The organism is Promineifilum sp. (SeqCode) (assembly GCF_041918635.1).
Taxonomy (GTDB): Bacteria; Chloroflexota; Anaerolineae; order Promineifilales; family Promineifilaceae; genus Promineifilum.
Map to the genome: position 1 here is coordinate 1 of NZ_JAYRVJ010000095.1, position 20,161 is coordinate 20,161.

The 20,161-nt window shown below is 64.6% G+C and carries 19 protein-coding genes and 1 pseudogene; 12 read left to right on the forward strand and 8 right to left on the reverse strand.

The window, feature by feature from the left end:
* From ACE3UY_RS03085 to ACE3UY_RS03125, 9 genes are all read left to right on the forward strand, one after another.
* On the forward strand, positions 1 to 1,099 hold a 1,099-nt coding region (locus ACE3UY_RS03085; protein WP_374686086.1), incomplete at its 5' end, for a cellulase family glycosylhydrolase.
* Positions 1,100 to 1,246: 147 nt separating this feature from the next.
* Positions 1,247 to 1,804, forward strand: coding sequence for an LOG family protein (locus ACE3UY_RS03090; RefSeq protein ID WP_374686087.1), 558 nt, complete (start codon positions 1,247 to 1,249; stop codon positions 1,802 to 1,804).
* A gap of 40 nt (positions 1,805 to 1,844) precedes the next feature.
* The gene (locus ACE3UY_RS03095) at positions 1,845 to 2,636 is read left to right on the forward strand and encodes an isopentenyl phosphate kinase (RefSeq protein WP_374686088.1); all 792 of its coding nucleotides are present in this window, start codon (positions 1,845 to 1,847) and stop codon (positions 2,634 to 2,636) included.
* A 278-nt stretch (positions 2,637 to 2,914) separates the two neighbouring features.
* Complete coding sequence (gene hoxE, locus ACE3UY_RS03100; protein WP_374686089.1) at positions 2,915 to 3,481, forward strand: bidirectional hydrogenase complex protein HoxE; 567 nt, start codon at positions 2,915 to 2,917, stop codon at positions 3,479 to 3,481.
* On the forward strand, positions 3,462 to 5,189 hold the full coding sequence (locus ACE3UY_RS03105) for an NADH-ubiquinone oxidoreductase-F iron-sulfur binding region domain-containing protein (protein ID WP_374686090.1): 1,728 nt from the start codon (positions 3,462 to 3,464) through the stop codon (positions 5,187 to 5,189). Before hoxE ends, ACE3UY_RS03105 begins: the two co-directional genes overlap by 20 nt.
* Positions 5,186 to 5,911, forward strand: coding sequence for a bidirectional hydrogenase complex protein HoxU (hoxU, locus tag ACE3UY_RS03110; protein WP_374686091.1), 726 nt, complete (start codon positions 5,186 to 5,188; stop codon positions 5,909 to 5,911). The genes ACE3UY_RS03105 and hoxU overlap by 4 nt, the downstream gene beginning before the upstream one ends.
* Positions 5,908 to 6,444 (forward strand): NADP oxidoreductase, encoded by a 537-nt coding sequence (locus ACE3UY_RS03115; RefSeq protein ID WP_374686092.1) that lies wholly within the window; start codon positions 5,908 to 5,910, stop codon positions 6,442 to 6,444. The genes hoxU and ACE3UY_RS03115 overlap by 4 nt, the downstream gene beginning before the upstream one ends.
* A gap of 99 nt (positions 6,445 to 6,543) precedes the next feature.
* Entirely contained in the window at positions 6,544 to 7,968 is a 1,425-nt protein-coding gene (locus ACE3UY_RS03120) for a Ni/Fe hydrogenase subunit alpha (RefSeq protein WP_374686093.1), read from the forward strand.
* A 50-nt stretch (positions 7,969 to 8,018) separates the two neighbouring features.
* Positions 8,019 to 8,483 carry a hydrogenase maturation protease gene (locus ACE3UY_RS03125; RefSeq protein WP_374686094.1) on the forward strand — a complete coding sequence of 155 codons (465 nt, stop codon included), beginning with the start codon at positions 8,019 to 8,021 and terminating at the stop codon, positions 8,481 to 8,483.
* Positions 8,484 to 8,587: 104 nt separating this feature from the next.
* Here ACE3UY_RS03125 and ACE3UY_RS03130 read toward each other — a convergent pair whose 3' ends face one another.
* The 7 genes from ACE3UY_RS03130 to ACE3UY_RS03160 form a co-directional block, all read right to left on the reverse strand.
* A complete protein-coding gene (locus tag ACE3UY_RS03130) occupies positions 8,588 to 9,703 on the reverse strand; it encodes an SPFH domain-containing protein (RefSeq protein ID WP_374686095.1) in 1,116 nt (371 codons plus the stop codon).
* Positions 9,704 to 9,808: 105 nt separating this feature from the next.
* Positions 9,809 to 10,441, reverse strand: a complete 633-nt coding sequence (locus ACE3UY_RS03135; protein ID WP_374686096.1) for a hypothetical protein — start codon at positions 10,439 to 10,441, stop codon at positions 9,809 to 9,811.
* Between the two features lie 57 nt (positions 10,442 to 10,498).
* The gene (locus ACE3UY_RS03140; protein ID WP_374686097.1) at positions 10,499 to 11,014 is read right to left on the reverse strand and encodes a hypothetical protein; all 516 of its coding nucleotides are present in this window, start codon (positions 11,012 to 11,014) and stop codon (positions 10,499 to 10,501) included.
* Positions 11,015 to 11,083: 69 nt separating this feature from the next.
* Positions 11,084 to 13,042: a DUF2207 domain-containing protein gene (locus tag ACE3UY_RS03145; protein ID WP_374686098.1), complete on the reverse strand. Its 1,959-nt coding sequence runs from the start codon at positions 13,040 to 13,042 to the stop codon at positions 11,084 to 11,086.
* Positions 13,043 to 13,242: 200 nt separating this feature from the next.
* Positions 13,243 to 14,013, reverse strand: a complete 771-nt coding sequence (locus ACE3UY_RS03150) for a substrate-binding periplasmic protein (protein WP_374686099.1) — start codon at positions 14,011 to 14,013, stop codon at positions 13,243 to 13,245.
* Positions 14,014 to 14,018: 5 nt separating this feature from the next.
* Complete coding sequence (locus ACE3UY_RS03155) at positions 14,019 to 14,963, reverse strand: P1 family peptidase (protein ID WP_374686100.1); 945 nt, start codon at positions 14,961 to 14,963, stop codon at positions 14,019 to 14,021.
* A gap of 35 nt (positions 14,964 to 14,998) precedes the next feature.
* Positions 14,999 to 15,850 (reverse strand): alpha/beta fold hydrolase, encoded by an 852-nt coding sequence (locus ACE3UY_RS03160; protein WP_374686101.1) that lies wholly within the window; start codon positions 15,848 to 15,850, stop codon positions 14,999 to 15,001.
* Between the two features lie 200 nt (positions 15,851 to 16,050).
* On the opposite strand from ACE3UY_RS03160, the gene ACE3UY_RS03165 reads away from it, so the two are divergent.
* Together ACE3UY_RS03165 and ACE3UY_RS03170 are read left to right on the forward strand one after the other, a co-directional pair.
* Positions 16,051 to 17,658, forward strand: coding sequence for an ATP-binding protein (locus ACE3UY_RS03165; RefSeq protein ID WP_374686102.1), 1,608 nt, complete (start codon positions 16,051 to 16,053; stop codon positions 17,656 to 17,658).
* A gap of 71 nt (positions 17,659 to 17,729) precedes the next feature.
* Positions 17,730 to 19,076: a CpXC domain-containing protein gene (locus ACE3UY_RS03170; protein WP_374686103.1), complete on the forward strand. Its 1,347-nt coding sequence runs from the start codon at positions 17,730 to 17,732 to the stop codon at positions 19,074 to 19,076.
* 96 nt (positions 19,077 to 19,172) lie between these two features.
* Here ACE3UY_RS03170 and ACE3UY_RS03175 read toward each other — a convergent pair whose 3' ends face one another.
* Positions 19,173 to 19,817, reverse strand: coding sequence for an FHA domain-containing protein (locus tag ACE3UY_RS03175; RefSeq protein ID WP_374686104.1), 645 nt, complete (start codon positions 19,815 to 19,817; stop codon positions 19,173 to 19,175).
* 90 nt (positions 19,818 to 19,907) lie between these two features.
* Here ACE3UY_RS03175 and ACE3UY_RS03180 point away from each other — a divergent pair.
* Positions 19,908 to 20,161, forward strand: a pseudogene (locus tag ACE3UY_RS03180) (hypothetical protein); the annotation flags it as partial.

Below are 20,161 nucleotides of genomic sequence, written 5' to 3' on the forward strand. Positions count from 1 at the left end.
GCTCCGACACCCTCCGCGACCGGCGTTTGGCATGGGCCTGCGCCTGCTCGCCCTGGCCGCGCTGCTCAGCCTGCTCCAGCCCGCGCCGACGCTGGTCACGTTCGGGCCTCGGCAAGAGGTACAGACGAGTCAGCCCATCCTAGGCGTCCACACCCGCCTGACCGACGAGGTCGAGGAGTGGAAGATTCAGCGCACCTTGCGCATGGTGCGCGAGATGGGCGCATCGTGGATCGTGGAGTTCTTCCCCTGGGCCTACTACCAGTCGGCCGATGGCAGCGTGGCCTGGGATCACCCCGATCAGGTAGTGGGACATGCCTATGCGAATGGATTGAAGGTTATCGCCCGGCTCGGTTACACGCCGGAATGGGCCAGGCCGGCCGACACCCCCATAACCTACCTCGACCACGACGCCTATGACGACTTCGCCGCTTTCGCCGCCGCCTTCGCCGCCCGCTATCGCGGACAGGTGGATTATCTGATCATCGGTAATGAGCCGAACCTCAGTTTCGAGTGGGGCTACCGGCCGACCACGCCGCAGGATTATGTTGACCTACTGGCCGTCGTCTATCCGGCGGTGAAAGCGGCTAACCCCGACATCACGGTGCTGGCCGGCGCGCTGGCTCCCAATCTGGAGCCGGAGGGATCGCCCTGGGCCATCAACGATCTGGTCTACCTGCGCGGCATGTACGAGGCCGGGGCTGCGACCTACTTCGACGGCCTGGCCGTGCATGCTTATGGCCTGACCTTCCCGGCCGACGCCGCACCCGCGCCCGACGTGCTCAACTTCCGCCGCATCGAGCTCGTGCGCGCCATCATGGAGGAGTATGGCGACATGGATACCTCGATCTACGTCACCGAATCGGGCTGGAACGACCATCCACGCTGGACAATGGCCGTGCGGCCCGGCCAGCGCATCCAGTACACCCTCGACGCGCTGACCTACGCCGCCGAGCAGTGGCCTTACGTCGAAACGCTCGCCATCTGGGCCTTCCGCTACCCCGCTCCGGCGCGCAGCTACCCCGACTACTTCACCCTGGTGACGCCGGAGTTTGTCGCCAAGCCGATCTACGAGGCGTTGCGCGACTACGCCACAGAATAGGACACGGATAGACGCTGATCGTTGCGCTGATCGACGCTGTTCCTAACGCTCTAGCCCGGCCGCGGAAATTGGGGCAGAATAACGGTCGCGGGCGCGTCGTCCCTCGGCGGCGCCTTGGATTCCGTAAAAAGTGTGGTGAGGAAGAGGATGGCGCAAGAGGTGATTTCGGTTTTTGGCAGTTCCAGCCCTCCGCCGGGCAGCGAGACGTACGAGGAAGCGCGTCAGGTAGGCCGGTTGCTGGCGGAAGCGGGCTTTGTCGTCGCCACCGGCGGCTACAGCGGCACAATGGCCGCGGTCAGCCAGGGCGCGGCCGAGGCCGGCGGTCACGTCATCGGCGTGACCTGCGGCCGCATCGAAACCTTCCGGCCCCTACCACCCAACGAGTGGGTGATCGAGGAAGTACGCTACGAATCTCAGCGCGACCGGCTGTTGCACCTGGTGATGAACAACGACGGCATGGTCGCCTTGCCCGGCGGCATCGGCACGCTGTCGGAAGTGGCGCTGGCCTGGAGTCTGATGCAGACAGGCGAACTATCTCCCCGCCCGCTGGTGCTGCTCGGCCCGACCTGGCGCGAGACCCTGCGCGTCTATGCTCAGGCGGAGTACATCCGGCCGCGCGATATGGACTTGCTCTATCTGGCGACCTCGGCCGAAACGGCGACGGCCTATATCAAGCAGCACTTCGCGTCCCACGGCGGGCGCTAGAAACCGAGTTTCTCGGTAGAAACTCGGTTTCTAACAAACCATGAACGACCTCATTTTCCTCAAGCTGGGCGGCTCGCTGCTGACGGACAAGACGCAGACCGAAGCGTTGCGCGGCGACGTGTTGGCCCGTCTGGCGGCCGAGATCGCCGCGGCGCGGGCCGCCGCGCCCGGCCTGCGCCTGGTGCTGGGCCACGGCAGCGGCTCCTTCGGCCACGTCGCCGCCGCCCGGCACGGAACCCGGCAGGGCGTGAAGAATGCCGAACAGTGGCGGGGCTTCGCCGCGGTCAGCGATGCCGCCTCGCGCCTCAACCGCCACGTCGTCGGCGCATTGCTGGCCGGTGGCGTGCCGGCCATCAGCTTGCAGCCGTCGGCCTCAGCCCAGGTGGCCGACGGCCGCATCAGCCAGCTGGCCCTCGAACCGCTAGCGGCGGCGCTGGCCGCCGGGCTGGTTCCAGTCGTCTTCGGCGATGTGGCTTTCGACAGCGTGCGCGGCGGGACGATCATCTCGACCGAAGAGATCATGGACTACCTGGCGCACGCTCTCCAGCCGCGCTGGCTGCTGCTGGCCGGCGAGACAGCCGGCGTCCTCGACCAGGACGGCCAGATCATTCCGACAATCACACGGGCTACCCTACCGGACGTGCTGCCCGCGCTGGGCGGTTCGCGCGGGATTGACGTGACCGGCGGCATGATCGCCAAGGTCACGGCCATGCTCGACCTGGCGGACGCGCGGCCGGGGCTGGCCGTGCGCATCTTCTCTGGCCTGGAACCCGGCCTCCTCACCCGTCTCCTGATCGATCCTGCTCTCCCGTTGGGAACGCGCCTCGCATAAAGGTGACACTTGTCTGGGATAGACATGACACTCGTCATGTCTATTTGTGACGAATTTCACTAACTTGCATCCTCCTTTTCTGCCACAATGTAAAAGACTTGCGCGCTACCGCCCAGGCTTGCTATGTCGCCTCACGCGCTACCTTATGCGCCACAGTGGCCTCCCCGTCGCCGTGGCCCCTGTCGCCGCGGCGAGCCCGCCTGAAAATCACCGGTAAGCCTCCAGACCTGAGATGACTCCCGACGTCCGCCAGGTCATGGGCAGTGAATAGGAGATATATGTCACCGCGGAACGAGAAGGTGGATCCGCCCTCGGACGACAAACGATGGCGCATCGTTCAAGCCACCATGCAGCGCAATGGCTATGAACGGGACGGCCTCATCGAGACGCTGCACACGGTTCAAGAGTCCTTCGGTTATCTGGATGACGACTCCCTGCGCTACGTGGCCGCGTCGCTCAACGCACCACTCAGCCAGGTCTACGGCGTCTCCACGTTCTACCATCTCTTCAGCCTGAAGCCGGCCGGGCGACACACCTGCGTCGTCTGTCTGGGCACGGCCTGTTATATCAAGGGCATACCCTTGCTGCTTAAAGAGATAGAGGGCCATTACGGCATCAAGGCCGGTCAGACCACGCCCGACGGTAACCTGTCCCTGATGACGGCCCGCTGCCTGGGCTCTTGTGGCCTGGCTCCCGTCGTCGTGTTCGACGGCGACATCGCCGGCAAGGTCAATGTCCACGAAGCGATGGCCCGGTTGGAGGCGTTTCAAGAAGCCCCAGAAACCGAGTTTCTTCTGAGAAACTCGGTTTCTACTGAGGAGGTGTATGATGTACGACCGGCTTGAGGAAATCGCCGCCACTGAGCAGGAGTTTTCGGAACGCTTCACCCACACGGTCAACGTCTGTATGGCCGCCGGCTGCATGTCGTCGCAGAGCGGAACCATCAAGGAGGCGCTCGACAAAGAAGTGGAACGGAACGGCCTGGAGCGCTGGTGCCGCGTGCGCGGGACGGGCTGCATGGGGCTGTGCGCCGCCGGCCCGCTCGTCGCCGTCAACCCCGAGACGCCGGAGGAAACGCTCTACCAGCACGTCAAGGTCGAGGACGTGCCCGACATCGTGACCGCCCTGGAAGCAGATCCGGTGCAGCCCGTGGAACGTCTCGTCTGCCCCACCAACACCCCCTTCTTCCAGCGCCAAAAGAAGATCGTGCTGGAGAACAGCGGCTCCATCGATCCGGAACGCATCGAGGAATACATCGCCGCCGACGGCTACGCCGGTCTGATGAAGGCTATCACGGAGATGAGCCCGGCCGAAGTTATCGATGAGATCGTCGCCAGCGGCCTGCGCGGCCGGGGCGGCGGCGGCTATCCGACGGGCCTCAAGTGGACGACCGTCGCCAAAGCCGACGATGACGTGAAGTACGTCATCTGCAACGCCGACGAGGGCGACCCCGGCGCGTTCATGGATCGCAGCGTGCTGGAAAGCGATCCCCACCGCGTGCTAGAGGGCATGGCCATCGCCGGCTACGCCATCGGCGCCAGCCAGGGCTACATCTACGTGCGCGGCGAATACCCGCTGGCCGTGGCCCGGCTCAAGACGGCCATCCGCCAGGCGCGGCGCATGAACATGCTGGGCAGCGGCATCGGCGGCTCCCAGTTCGCTTTCCACGTCGACATCCGGCTGGGCGCGGGCGCGTTCGTCTGCGGTGAGGAGACGGCGCTGATCGCCTCCATCGAAGGCAAGCGCGGTATGCCCCGGCCGCGACCGCCCTACCCCGCCGAGTATGGCCTGTGGGGCCGGCCGACGTTGATCAACAACGTGGAGACCCTGTCCAGCATCGCCCCCATCATCCGCAACGGCGGCGATTGGTATGCCCAACTGGGCACGGCCACGAGCAAAGGCACGAAGGTCTTCGCGCTGGCCGGCAACATCAACAATACCGGCCTGATCGAAGTGCCGATGGGCACGTCGCTGCGCGAGATCATCTATGAGATCGGCGGCGGCATCTCCGACAACGGCCGCTGCAAAGCCATCCAGACCGGCGGCCCCTCCGGCGGCTGCATCCCGGAGATGTACCTGGACACGCCGGTGGATTACGAGTCGCTGTCGGCGCTCGGTTCCATCATGGGTTCGGGCGGCATGATCGTCATGGACGAGACCGCCAGCATGGTGGACGTGGCGCGCTACTTCATGGAGTTCTGCATGACCGAGTCGTGCGGGCGCTGCGTTCCCTGCCGCGTCGGCACGGTTCACATGTACAACCTGCTGGATAAGTTCAGCCGCCACGAAGCCACGCCCCAAGACCTGGTGCTGCTAGAGAAGCTGTGCGACATGGTGCGCAACACTAGTCTCTGCGGTCTGGGTCAAACGGCTCCCAACCCGGTGCTGAGCACGCTGCGCTACTTCCGGGAGGAGTACCTGGAGTGCATTCAACCCAACGGTCATATAGCGCTTGATCCAGCTCGTAGTCAGGTAATTCATTACCGTCCGGGCGGCCAGCCTAACGGCGATCCATCGCCTGACTACGAACCGATAGTGGAGGTGGCCCAATGAAACGGCCGTTCAAGAGTCGCATCAAGACACTGAAGATTGACGGCATCGACGTCGGCGCGCGCGAGGACGAGACCATCCTCGAATTGGCCCAGGAGAACGGCATCTTCATCCCGACGCTGTGCCACCTGGAAGGCGTCCACGACATCGGCTCCTGCCGCCTCTGTCTGGTGGAGATCAAGGGCCGGTCGCGCCTGTCGCCGGCCTGCATGACCTATGCCGAAGAGGGCATGGAGGTCATCACCAACTCCGAGCGCCTGCTGACCTACCGCCGCCAGGTGCTCGACTTGCTGTTCTCCGAGCGCAACCACGTCTGCGCGGTGTGCGTTTCCAACGGACACTGCGAACTGCAATGGATGGCCGGCAAGCTGGGCATCAGCCACGTCGGCGTGCCCTACCTGTACCCGGAGCTATCCATCGACGCCTCCCACCGCTACTACACCTACGATCCCAACCGCTGCATCCTCTGCACGCGCTGCGTGCGCGTCTGCGACGAGGTCGAGGGCGCGCACACCTGGGACGTGATGGGGCGCGGCGTCAACTCGCTGATCATCAGCGACCTCAACCAACCGTGGGGCACGGCCGACAGTTGCACCCGCTGCGGCAAATGCGTCCAGGTCTGCCCGACCGGCGCGCTCGTCCAGAAGGGCAAGGCCGTGGCCGAGATGAAGAAGCGGCGCGGCTTCCTGCCCCAGCTGCAACACATGCGGGAGGGGCGTAAATGAGCACCAAACCCACTCTGGCTACGGTCTGGCTCGACGGCTGTTCCGGCTGTCACATGTCGTTCCTGGACATCGACGAACGCCTCCTGGAATTGGCGGCGCAGGCTGATCTGGTCTACAGCCCCCTGGTGGATAACAAGGAGTTCCCGTCCATGGCGGACATCACCCTGGTCGAGGGCGCGGTCAGCAGCGAGGAAGATTTCCACAAGATCCAAAAGGTGCGGGCCCACACACGGATTCTCGTCTCGTTGGGCGACTGCGCCGTGACGGCCAATGTGCCGGCCATGCGCAACCGCTTCAGCGTCGCCTCGGTGCTGGATCGGGCCTATCTGGAGAACGTGACGCTCAACGCGCACGTCCCGGTCGAGGTCATCCCGGCGCTGCGGAAGCAGTCGATCCCGGTGCACCAAGTCGTGCCCGTGGACGTGTACATTCCCGGCTGCCCGCCCTCGGCCGACGTGATTTTCCACGCGCTGAGCGAGCTGCTGGCCGGCCGCGTGCCGGATCTGCGACCGCTGACCCATTTCGGCTCTTGATAGGGGCTAGAGGCCAAGGTTTAGGGGCTAGGGAAGAGCGCTTTTACTGGACTCGTCACTTGGCTTCTAACGCCCACTCCGAAGGGAACGAAAAACATTATGAGCAAGACGATCACCATCGATCCCGTGACCCGCATCGAGGGGCACAGCAAGATCACTATCCAACTGGATGACGCCGGGCGGGTCAGTTCAGCCCGCTTCCACGTCACCCAGTTTCGCGGCTTCGAGAAGCTGGTGGAAGGGCGTCCCTTCCACGAGATGCCGTCGCTGACGGCGCGCGTCTGCGGCATCTGCCCGGTCAGCCACCTGGTGGCGTCGGCCAAGGCGTGTGACGCGCTGCTGGCGGTACAGATCCCGGAGACGGCGGCCCAGTTGCGGCAAATCCTCAACCTGGCCCAGATTCTCCAGTCGCACGCCCTCAGCTTCTTCCATCTGTCCTCGCCCGACCTGGTGCTGGGCATGGACGGCGACCCGGCCGTGCGCCACATCTTCGGCGTGGCCGCTCAAAGCCCCGACCTGGCCCGCGACGGCATCTGGCTGCGCGCCTACGGCCAGGACATCATCGCCCTGTTGGGCGGCAAGCGCATCCATCCGGCGTGGGTCGTGCCCGGCGGGGTCAGCGCGCCCCTGACGGCCGACCGGCGCGATAGCATGCTGGCCCGCGCGCCGGAAGCCATGACGCGCATCCAGCGCACGCTCGAATGGTACAAGGAGATCTTCGGCCAATTCGACGCCGAGATTCGCACCTTCGCCAACTTCCCGTCGCTGTTCATGGGCCTCGTCTCGGACGATGGCGGGTTGGAGATGTATGACGGCAAGCTGCGCTTCGTCGACGCCACCGGCCGCATCGTAGCCGACCACATCCCGCAGGAGCAGTTCTACGACTACATCGGCGAGGCGGTGGAGCCTGACTCTTACCTGAAGTCGCCCTACTACAAGCCGCTGGGCTACCCGGATGGCATCTACCGCGTCGGGCCGCTGGCGCGCCTGAACCTGATCGACAAGGTCGGCACACCGCGGGCAGACGAGGAGTGGGCCGAGTTCCGCATGCTGGAGCGCGGGGCGACACTGAGTTCCTTCCAGTACCACTACGCGCGGCTCATCGAGATGCTCTACTGCGTCGAGAAGATCAGCCAACTGCTCAACGAGCCGGACATCCTCAGCGACCACGTCCGCGCCCACGCCGATCCCAACCGGCTGGAGGGCATCGGTATCAGCGAAGCGCCGCGCGGCACGCTGATGCACCACTACAAGATCGACCGCAAGGGGTTGATGAAGTGGGCCAATCTGGTCATCGCCACGGGTCACAACAGCCTGGCTATGAACAAGGGCGTCTACCAGGTGGCGCGCCACTTCGTCCGCGGCGAGCGGATTGAGGAAGGTATGCTCAATCGTGTTGAGGCGGTCATTCGCACCTTCGATCCCTGCCTCAGCTGCTCCACCCACGCCTTCGGGCAGATGCCGCTGCGCGTGCAACTCCTCTCCCCCGACGGGGAAGTGTTGCATGAGGTGAAGCGGGGTTGAGCGGAGAGTGCGCAGTGGTAAGTAATCAGTGGTCAGTGGGTCAGTATGCAGTGGGTCAGTCAGAACGTACTGATCTACTGACCACTGACCTACTGATCATAGGCTACGGCAACCCGCTGCGCGAGGACGACGGCGTCGGCTGGCGCGTGGCGGAGGCAGCAGCCGAGGCGCTGCCCGGCGCGGCAGTCTTGACCGCCCACCAGTTGACGCCCGAACTCTCCGAACCAATCAGCCGGGCCGGGCGCGTGGTCTTCATCGACGCCGCCGCGGAGGGCATAGCGGGCGAGGTGTATTACGCGCTGTTGCCTCCAGCCACCGATTACCGGCCCGGATCGCACGAGTCTACGCCTGACGGCCTACTGGCGCTGGCCGCCGCGCTGTTCGGCCGCTGCCCGCCGGCGTACATGCTGACCATTGTGGGCCACGCCTTCGGGCTGGGCGAGGCGCTCTCGCCCGCCGTCGAGGCGGCCATCCCTATCGCCGTCCGCCTGATCGTTGAATCGCCTTTAGAGTAAAGAAGAGCTCACGCAAAGAGCGCCAAGAAGCAAAGAACGCAAAGAAAGAGACTCTTCTTTGCGTTCTCTGCTTCTTGGCGCTCTTTGCGTGAGCCTTCTTCTGACTAACCGGCCAGGTAAGCTTCGAGGCTGGCCTTGCTGATGCGATAGGCCGCCCCGATCTTCTTGGCCTTCAGCTCGCCGGCGTCGATGGCGGCGATGATATCGGCCGCCGTCACCTGCAAGATGGCCGCGGCCTGCTCCGGCGTCATCACGTCGGGCATCGGCGCGGGGCCGCCGGCCGGCGGGGTTGCGCCCGCGCCAGTCGCGCCCGCGGGAGTCGCGCCCGCGGGAGCCGCACCACCCTGCGCCGCCTGCTGCTGCTGCAACAACTGCTGCGCCATCATCTGCTGCTGGAGTTGCTGCTGCTGCATGGCCGCCATACCCATCGCCCCAAAGCCGACCTCGCTCAGCGCGCCGCCGGATGGGTTGCTGGCCGCGGCCATGAGCGCGTCGGCCTGCTGCTTCTGGACGTAGCTCGTGCCGTACCCCATGTTGGTGACGACCTTCAGCGAGTCCGGGTGCAGCGTCATGTTGATGGCGAAGTCGATCAGCGTGATGCCGATGGCGTCGAACTCCTCTTGCAGGAGCGCGACGAGCATGGCGTTCAAGTCCTTCGTGAACGACTGCAACTGCGCCGGGCCGAGGTCCTTGGCCGCCGCCAGCTCGCTCAACTTGTCGGCGATCATGACCGCCAGCATGGGATCGAGGCGGGTCTTGATGTCCTGCTGCCGGACGCTTTCGCGAAAGGCGTCCATGGCGTTCAGGAAGCGCCACGGCTCCTTGACCTTGACGACGTAGGTGCCGTTGCCGACGATGGCGCTGGCCCCAGGCATGCGCGTTGGGTGTTCGACGATGATGGGGTTGACCGTGCCCCACTTCATCGTCATGTCCGTCGTCTTGACAAAGTAGACGTCGGCCGTGAACACGTTGGCCCCGCCGAACAGGCCGCTCTCCAGCAGGTCGGTCAGGAAGGGGATATTCTCGCTGGTCAGGGTGTAGCGGCCAGGCTCGAACGTGCCCAGCGCCTCGCCGCCACGGACGAAGACGGCCGTCTCGCCGGGATTGACGATCAGTTGCGACCCGAGTTTGATATCTCCCAGGCCGCCGCGCGGGAACTTCTGAACGACCTCGTCCCGTCCCCAGCCCTCTACGGCTACGCGATCCAGAATCTTGGGCATATCTATTGTTCTCCCTTTGTGTGAGTTCAGTCGTACAGGGGTCAGGTTCCAGAGGCCAGGTTCCAGGGAAGAACACCCTCTTCCCTAGCCACTAGTCCCTGGCCCCTATCCCAGGCTTTCTTTGGTGATGGTGATGCTCTCGTCGCCGGCGTCGGTGGCTTCAGTGGCCGCGGCGCCCATGCCCGCCGCGTCGGTCGTCACCGTCACCTGGTTCAGCACTTCCTGACGGCGATTAAACGCCTGGTTGGCGTTCTGCAAATCCTGGTTCAGCATGACGATAGCCGCGTCAAGGTTGGCCCCCTCGCCAGCAGCCTTGTTGAGCGCGGCGACGTCAGCCTGAATCTGCTCGGCATGGGTGAGCATCTGTTCATCGAACCAGTACAGGCGCTCGAGGTCGTCCTCCTTGACCTTGACGGCGTCGAAGAAGCCGGCATAGCCCTGAGGCGCGTCCTTGATCTTGGCGATAAGGCCCATGAGCTGGTTGTCGGCCCGGCCGATGGCTTCGGCGTATTCGATGCCCATGACGATGTCCCGGCTCAGCGTGTGGCTGACGCCGGCCAACTCCAGTCGCGTTTGCTGCAAGCGCCCGCTGATGGTGTCGCGCATCAACTGGTCTGCGTCGCGCCGGCCCTTTTTCTCCATGTAGCCGCGGAAGCCGGGTATCTTGCTCAGCAGCTTGCCCAGCGCCCCACGCTCCTCGTGAATCTTGTCGTACAGGTTGTTTAGTTCGTCCGCCATCACCTTTCTCCTTTCTCGAGTGGTCAGTGTTCAGTAGTCACCACTGAACACTTTGCCCTAAGGCAGAAAATACTCTGTCCCGCAAAACGGGCAGCGGATCACTCCCTTGCCCGCCAATTCCAACTGGCCGCTACAATTCTTGCAGCGATCCAGTGTCCGTAGCTCGCTGGCCTGGCTGGAGTAGAGCGTGCCCTCATCCCAATTGATGTAGCCGCTGTAGAGTCCCATGTTGACCAGTTCGTAGAGCATACTCTGTATCTGGTCGCGGCTGACGCGCATCTCCAGCGCCACGTCGGCGATGTTGACCTGACCGCGCGCCTTGACCATGCCGAGCAGCTTGCGCTGCTGGCCGGCTGTCTCGGCCACGACCGCCTCTTGCTGGCCGCGCATCAGCAGGAACACGCCGAAGCCCAGCTGCGGCAACGACAGCACCAGCAACCCCAGGGCAATGCCCAACACCATGCCGTCGGCGGTCAGGTTACCGCCGTTGCGAAAGGCTGTCATCATGGCAATGATAATCGCCCCGACGACGATGCCGCCGATAATCAGTAGGATACCTAGTGTTCGTCCCATTGTACTAATCCAGTGGTCAGTGGCCGGTGGCCCGGGGACTAATAACTGACCACCGGCCACTGACCACACTCATCCAAAGCCCGCGCCGCCGCCGCCGCCCGACGAGCCGCCGCTGAATCCACCGCTGAACCCCCCACCGCCGCTGAAACCGCCGCCAAACCCGCCAGAACGGCCACTGCCGGTATTGGCCGGGGGCGGCGTGCTGCGCAAGGTGTTGGAGGCGCTGTTGAGCATGCGCGTCAGGTCGCCGGCCATGCCGCTCAGGCCGCCGGTCAGCCCGCCGGCCAGGTCGCTCAGGTTTGGCATATCGACGCCCCCGCCGCCGCTGGGGCGAGGTGCGCCCAGGATGATCGGCCCGCCGAAGCCGCCGCCCATCGGCCGCGGCCCCATCGGCGACGGGATGTACCACGGGGGGATGGGCGCAGTCGACGACTGCGAGAAGGTGGTGATGAACGACCGCTCCATGCCGAAGGCAATGGCATAACCCAAGTACTTCTCGAAGATGTCGCCAGAGTTCTCGATGTCGGCGTACTGCTTGATGTTCTTCAGGTAAGTCTTGAAGGCGTTCCACGTCGCCGCCGCTTCCGCGCCCTTCTGTGTCTTGCGCGGCATGTGGCGCGCGGCGATGAACAGGGCGATGGCCGTGGCGATGATCGCCAATACCGGGAAACAGGCCAGCCCGCTGTTCGATCCCAGGAAGAAACCCATCACGAAGAGGCTGCCGATGCCGGCGATGAGCACGAAGGCGGCCAGCGCCGTGTAGCTGCTGCGCACCGATTGCGGCGCGCGGGGCAGATACCCTTCCGATACCAGCGCCTCATCGACCTGGCGGCGCAACTCCGGTATCTTGCTGGCGAACTTGTACTGGAGGCTGCTCAACGAGCGGCTCTCCTCGCCCCGAAAAACGTCTTTCAGGAACGTGCGCTCATAGGGCCGCAAGTCCTTGTCCGACTTATCGGTGCGCGCGAAGTTGTAGCTTTTCTTCTCCTCTTGCATGACCAGATAGCCGCGGTGGGCCAGATCGACCAGCGTGGACACAATGTCCTGCATGTCCACCTTCTCATCGATCAACGCCCCGACCATGGCCGGCGGCAGATCGCTCGGCGGCTCGCTCACGTAATCGGGGACAACCAGACCGGACTGCGGGTCGCGCCCGCGCACGTACCACAACAGCACCACGCCCAACGGCCCGGCGACGAGCAACAGCACCGACAGCGCCAGGATACCCAGCGCGATGGTGTCGTCGCGCTGCTCCTGCGCCTGCCACTCCGGCAGCGGCGCGGCCTCGCCGGCCGCCACACTCAGCAGCCCGCGCGGGAACTGCACGCGCACATCCAGCTTCTCACCCGGCATCAGCGGGCGCGATGGCTGGAAGGTGATCACCCGGCCATCCTCGCTGACCGTGATCGCCACGTCGCTTGCCTCCGCGTCGTTGAGGTAGGCCGCCACCAGGTAGTCGTCCGTCCCGGTCAATTTCTGCGGCGCAAATCCCTCTGGCAGCGTGATCGTGGCGCGGGCGTTGTCCACACGAGCCGGGTGATCGCTGGGGATGACCGTCCAGAAAATCTGGTCGCCGGAGTCCTCGGTCGTGCCCATGCGCACCGCGCCGTCAATGATGTAGGTGAAGGTGTAGGTGTTAGCGCCAAGCGCCGGCTCGAAGTACCAGTTGATGCGCGTCTCGCTCCCCTGGTCTACAACCTCGAACGTGCCCGGCGCGTTAGACGACGACTCCTGATAGATCAGGTCGCCCTCGCGCACGCTGACGTCGCGCAGGCCGTCGTTGTTACCGGCGCGACCGGTGGGGATGCTGCGAAAACCAAAGCTGAACGGCTCGCCCTGGAAGTTGAGCGTCTGCGTCTCGGTGACGGCGAGGCTGCCGTCGGGCTGGAGCACGACGTCGATGATCCAGTCAGTCCAGTGAAACGTCTTCGTCTGCGCCAGCGCCGTTGGGGCCAGCGCGCATAGCAATGCCAGCAGCAGCAAGGGCAACAAGATTCGCGTGACGACGGACTTGTTCCGGATGAGCATAAGTAATCGTCCTTTCAGGCTTCCGCCATGAAACAAGGGAACACCTAACATTATAGACGATCTTTACGTAATTGCAGCCTGAAGAATAAATGGCTACGGATTGACACGGATGAGACAGATAAAAGCCCTTACTCTTCCCTAATGAATAAACGATCAATCCGTTTTGTCCGTACCAATCCGTAGCCGTTTATTCCCGTGATTCAATCCAGCCACCGGGCGACGATGCGCTCCAGCTCGCCATTGGCCTCCAGCGCGGCCAGCGCCGCGCTCAGTTCCCGGTGCAGCGTTCGATCCCCTATACGCACGGCAATGGCATAGGGTTCTGAGGTGACCGGCTCGGCCAGCAGGGCCAGCCGCGGCGTGGGATGGTCGCGCAGGTAGAGCCGGCCGCTGACGCTATCGACCAGAGCCGCGGCTGCCTCGCCGGCAGCCACGGCCGCCAGCGCCTCATCGACACTGCCATAGGTGATCACGCTCAACCCCGGCAGCCGGCGCTGCCACTCCAGCGCCTCCACGTGCCCCAGCGCGCCCAATTCGACGGCCAGCGCGCGGCCGTCCAGGTCGGCCATGCCGGTCAGGTCGCTACCGGCGGGGGCGATCAAGAACTGTCCCGCGTCGTAGTAGCTGCCGGTGTAGGCCACGTCGGCCGTGCGGTCGGGCACGACAACCAGGGCGGAGATGAGCGCGTCCACCTGCCCCGTGGTCAGCGCGTCGTAGAGGCCATCGTAGCCAAAATAGGTGAACTGCGCCTCCAGGCCCATCTCATCGGCCAGAGCGCGGGCCAGATCAACGTCGATGCCGCGCACGTCGGCTCCCTCGGCCAGGGCAAAGGGCGGGAAGGTCGGGTCTACACCCACGCGCAAGACACCGGACGCTTCGATCCGCGCCCACGTATCCTCACCCGAGCCGCAACCGGCCAGCAATAGGAGCAAGCCGCCAAGCACGCAGACAAGCCGCCATCCGGCCGTCATGCGCCTCACCCCGCCAGACCGGGCACGCCGAACACCGTCGCCGCGTGGCGCACGGCGTTGCGGATGGCTTCGGCAACCACAGCCACGGCCATGTTGCTCACCAGATTGATCGGCGCGGCCACGCGCTCTGTGGACAGGGTGAAGGCGACGTCGCCGTCGTGGCGGGTGTGCGACGGGCGCACGGCGATAGCCAGGCCGTTGTGGGCCTGATGGGTCAGCCGGGCCAGTTCGCTGCGCGACAGGATGGCGTCCGTCGCCACGACCACCAGCGTTGTGTTCGTCCCGGCCGGCGGTATCACCGGCTCGGCGACGAAACGCAGCGGGTTACTGTCGGCCAGCCAGCCGCCCCCCGGCGCGCGCGCCCCGGCCAGCACCCGGCCGTCCTCGTCCACCACATCGCCAACGGCGTTGACCACGACCGCCGCCGCGACCTCGACGCCCTCGATCGTCAGCGAGGCCACGCCGAAGCCGCCCTTCATCATGTGCGGCCAGCCGGCCCACTTGCCGACGAAGACGCCCGCCCCCACGCCGACGTTGCCCTGTTCGATGACGCCGGCGTAAGACTCGGCGGCGACACAGGCGACGTAGCCCATGGCGGCATCGGGCGTCGCCGCTTCGGGGTTCCAACCCAGGTCGAAGACGACAGCCGCCGGTACAATGGGCACAGGCCGCACGGGCGTCGGGTGGCCGATGCCCCGCTCAGAGAGATAGCGCATGACGCCGTCAGCCGTCGCCAGACCGAAGGCGCTGCCCCCGGTCAGGACAACGGCGTTAACAGCTTTGTCGTCCGGTTTGTCGGGGGCCAGCACAGCCAACTCGCGGCTGCCCGGCGCGGGGCCGCGGGCCTCGACGCTGCCGAACGTGCCGTTGGGGCAGAGGAAGACGGTGCAACCCGTGGGAAACTCGGTGTGGGTGGCGTGACCCATGCGAATACCGGCAAAGTTGATCATGATTGGTTTTAAGAAGCATCCACAGATTTCACAGATTACGCAGATGATCCGATCAAATCTGTGTAATCTGTGAAATCTGTGGATTCTTTCTTCAAGAAATCGTGGAGATCGCGGTTGACCTCGGCGGCGCGTTCTATGAAGAACAGGTGGCCCGCGCCGGGATATAGGATGAGTCGCGCGCCAGGGATGTGCTCGGCCAGCAGCCGGCCGTTTTCCGGTGGGACGAAGCGGTCGGCCGCGCCGTGGAGCACCAGCGTTGGCGCGCGGATCTCGCCCAGCCGGCCGGCCACGTCGTGGGTCAGCACAGCGGCCAGCTGCCCGGCATAGCCTGCCGGCGTTTGCGGGTTCGCCACGGCCAGGTCGGCCAGCCGTTCCACCAACACAGGCGACTCATCCTGCGTGCGCTCGCCGAGCGAGAGCCATAGGTTGTTGTAGAAGTCCTGGCGCGGGTCGCCGGAGGTGACGGGAGTGGCTAGCGACGCGATGACGCGAGCCTCGGGCTGGACGAGAAGCCGCCCACCGGCCGTAGTGCAGCCCAGAGCCAACCGCCGCACGCGCTCTGGATGGCGCAGGGCGAAGTGGAGGGCGATCATGCCGCCCATGCTGAAGCCGAACACGTGCGCGGCGGGAACGCCCAGCACGTCGAGAATGGCGGCGGCGTCGTCAGCCATGTCGGCCAGGCTGTAGCCGGCCGGAGGCTGGGCGCTGCGGCCCGCGCCGCGGTTATCGAAGGTGATCACGTGGAAGTCAGCCGCCAGCGCCGACATCTGCCATTCGCACTTGGCGGTGTAGTCGGTCAGGCCGGAAAGGATGAGCAGGGGCGGAGCGGATGGGTCGCCGGCCGTCTCGTAATAGAACTCAAGCTCGCGCAGGGCTAGAAAGGGCATAGGGCATCAGGGATCAGGATCGGCTCCCCTGAACTCTAGCACCATTTTACGCAATTCCAAGAATAGTCGGCTATCGTGGAATAATGAAAGACCTGACAGGTGGGCGGCCACAGGCGCCTTAACAGGGCAAAACCTGTGGCCGCCCACCTGTCAGGTCTAGGCGCTCTGTGTTAGAATCAGTGGTCGTTGGCAGGGAAGACATGTCGAGAGCCTTAGTCGATATCCGAATCTTACAGCGGGAGTATCTCCTGGCGATCAGCCGGGCCATGACGGCCGAACTCGATCTGCCCGACCTGCTACGTCTCATCCTGAAGTCGGCCGTGGAATTGGTGTCCGGCCAGGCCGGCATCATCGCCCTGGCCGACTCGAGCAGCGAGACGCTGCGCGTGGCCGCCGTCTATGGTATCCCACCCCACCTGGTCGATCACTTCGCGCCGCTGGTGCGCGGCGTACCCTACCGCGAAGGGCACGAGGGCGAGGCGTTCCCCGAGCTGGTCAACCAGTTGCGGCGCGTGGCCCATGAGGCCAACCTGGGCCTGACGCAGGTCATCCGGCTGCCGCTCAGCAGCGCCGGTGAGGTCATCGGCCTGATCTACGTCTTCCAGTCCGGCAACTACTACTTCGTGGAGGACGCGCCCAACCTGCTGCGCAGCTTCGCCGAGCAGGCGGCCATCGCCGTTCGCAATGCCCGCCTCTACCATCAGGTCAACCAGGAGAAGCAACGCCTGGACGCCCTGATGGAGCAGAGCGCCGATGGTATTATGATTCTCGACCGTAAACTGCGGATCACGGTGTTCAACCGCGCCCTCAGTCAAATGACTGGCTGGCCGGCGGCCGAGGCGTTCGGCCGGCCGCACGATGAGGTTATCCGCTGGGCGTCGCTGAAGACCGAGGCCGACCTGAACGCGGCGCTGGAGAACCAGTGGCCGCAGCCCAACGCCGCCCACCTCTACGTCGAGGGGGAGGCGCGCCGCCACGACGACGGCTGCTTCCACGCCGAGAAGAGCAGCATTTATCTGGGCATCACCTACGCGCCCCTGATGGACGCCGAAGGGAACTGGACAGACATCATCGCCAGCGTCCGGGACTTGACCCGCTATCGCGAGGAGGAAGCGCTCCAGAAGACGTTCATCTCCATCATCAGCCACGAGCTGAAGACACCCGTAGCCATCATCAAAGGCTACGCCGGGACGCTGCGCCGGCCCGACGCGCGCTGGTCGCCGGAGGTGCTGGAGGAATCGCTGATCGTTATCGAGGAAGAGGCCGACAACCTCAACGTCCTCATCGACAACCTGCTCGAAGTGTCCCGCTTGCAGGCGGGCACGTTCGCGCTGGAGATCAGCGACGAGGTCGACCTGTCCAAGTTGGCCGCCAGCGTGGCGCGCAAGTTCAGCAGCCAAATCAGCCACCACACCGTCGTTGTCGACTTCCCGGAAACCTTTCCCAGCATCATCGGCGATGAGCGCCGGCTGACTCAGGTGCTCAATAATCTGTTGAGCAACGCCATCAAGTATTCGCCGGAGGGGGGGCGTATCACCCTGACGGGGGCTGTCCACCCGGAGCACGTCACCGTCTCGGTTTGCGACGACGGCATCGGCATCCCCGTCCGCGACCAGCACCGTATCTTCCAGAAGTTTTCCCGGCTCGACAACGCGCTCAGCCGCAAGACGGAGGGAACCGGACTGGGCCTCTATTTGTCTCGGGCCATCATCGAGGCGCATGGCGGCCGCATCTGGTTCCAGAACAACAGCGACACCGACCCCGACGCGCCGGGGACAACCTTTACCTTCTCGCTGCCGCGAGACTAAACGAGAGATAATCCCGTGGGCGGGCCTGGCGCAGTGAGCCGGCGGCTGTCCCACGCATGTAAGGAGAATCAATGCAAACGCAGATCACCTGCCCCAACTGTGGCACCCCCTATGTGGCCGATATCTATCAGGTCGTCGACGTCGGTCGCCAGCCGCAACTGAAGGAGTTGCTGCTGTCGGGCCAACTGAATGTGGCTGTATGCCCCAACTGCGGCGCGGGCGGCCGCGTCGCCACCCCCCTGCTCTATCATGACCCGGCCCATGACCTGTTCATGGTTCACGTGCCGCAGGAGATGAACCTCGACCAGCGGCGGCGCGAGGAACTCATCGGCCGGCTCGTCCAGCAGGTGGTCAACCAGACGCCCATGGAGCGCCGGCGCGGCTACATGCTCCAGCCGCAGACCATGCTGACCATGCAGAGCTTCATGGAGAAGGTATGGGGGACAGAGGGCGTCACGCCGGAGATGCTGGCCCGCCAGCAGCGCCAGGTCGAGCTACTGCGCACACTGGCGACGGCCTCGCCCGACGTGCAAGAGTACCTGATCAAGGAGCGCAGCCGCGAGATTGACGAGACACTCTTCGCCATCCTGCGGGCCCAGATCGAGGCGACTAGCCAGATGGGCGACCCCAACCAGGTCGTCGGCCTGCTGAACCTTCAGGCCAAGCTGATGACGCAGACTGATGTCGGCCGCCGGCTGGAGAAACAGCAGATTGCCCTGCACGCCCTCAACCGGGATGCGCAGAAGGCGGGCGGTCTCAGCCCGGCCATCCTCTTGAAGCACATCATCGCCAACGTGGAAGATGAGGCGCTGCTCAATGCCGTGGCCCTGACCGGACGCGGCGCACTCAACTATGAATTCTTCTCCCTGCTGACCACGGAGATCGACAAGCGCGAGAAGGCCAAGGACACGGCCGGGGCGGCTCGGCTGAGCCGCGCCCGCGACCAGCTGTTGGCGATGCAGAAGGAGATGCAGGAGGCGACGCAGCAAGTGCTGCAAGAGGCCCAGGCGACGCTGGATGACATTATGACTGCCGCGGACACCGAAGAGGGCGTGGCCGCCAACATGGGCCGCATCGACGACGCCTTCATGCACGTGCTGGAAGCGCGCATGATCCACGCCGAACAGAGCGGCCGGCGCGACGAGGTGGAGAAGCTTCGTCACATCCAGGAGATGATCATCGCCCAGATTCAGGGGGAAACGCCGCCGGAAGTGCAGCTACTGACCCAACTGGTGAGCGCCGGGTCGAAAGAGGAGCGCGACCAACTGATGGCCGCCGTGCCCGACCTCGTTTCGCCGCAACTGGTGGAGATCGTCGAGATGCTGCTCGACCAGGCCACGACACAGGGCCAAGCCGACCTGGCCGCGCGCCTGGGCGAAGTGCGCTCCGAGCTAGACGCGAAACTATTGGCGCAATAAATTAAACACGGATTTTCACGGATAAGACGGATTATACGGATTGAAGAAAGGCTCAATCCGTCAAATCCGTCTTATCCGTGAAAATCCGTGTTTAATTTATGCCCGGTCGAGGCGAAAGCCGTGGCCGCGGACGGTGACGATGTAGTTGTGCTCATCCAGCTCGGCCAGCCGATCGCGCAGGCGGCGCACCAGGGCGTCGATGGCCTGCTCAGACACACCCACCCCGCCCGTGCCCGGCCAGACGGCCTCGATGATGTCGTCGCGACCACACACCGCGCCATCCGCGTCGTACAACATTTCAAGCAGCCGGAACTGAGCCAGCGACAGCGGGGGGTCCAGCTCCTTACCCTTGATGATCACCGTCCGCCGGTCTTCCTCCAGCACCAGGTTAGATCCATCGGCCCGGCGCGGCATGTCGAAGCTGAGCGGCACGGTAGCATCGGTGCCCACAAAGAGGAGCCGTACCGCCAGCGCGATCTGGATCTCGTCGCCGTCCTGGATGGGAGCCGTGCCGTGCACTGGCTGGCCGTTGAGGAAGGTGCCGTTCTTGCTGCCCAAGTCTTCGAGCAAATAGCGGCTGTCACGATAATGAATCTTCAGATGGTGGCGCGAGACCTGGCGCTCCGGCAGAACGATGTCGGAATCATTGCCGCGCCCGACCAACATTTCGTCTTTAGACAGCGTCCAGCGGTGGCCGGCCAACTCGCCCTCGCTTACAACCAAGACGGGTCTATCATCCATAGTCGCACACCTTCATCCGATCGCTCCGATCGTGCAATATTACCGGCCAGCGTATGACGGCCTTTCACCCTTTGCATTATAATGGATAGCATGAGTGATCGTCCAGTGGCCGACACACCCGACCTCCCGGCCCGCTCCCCGGCCGAGAGCGCCAATGGCGGCGCATTGCCACGGCCGGAAGGGACGGTGCTGCACGGCCGCTACCGGCTGACGGCCATTGTCGGCCAGGGCGGGATGGGCAACGTCTACCGGGGCGAGGATTTGCGCTTGCCCGGCCGCCTGTGCGCCATCAAGGAAGTGACGCCCGACCCCCACCTGACGCCGGAGTTGCGCACGCAGGCCCA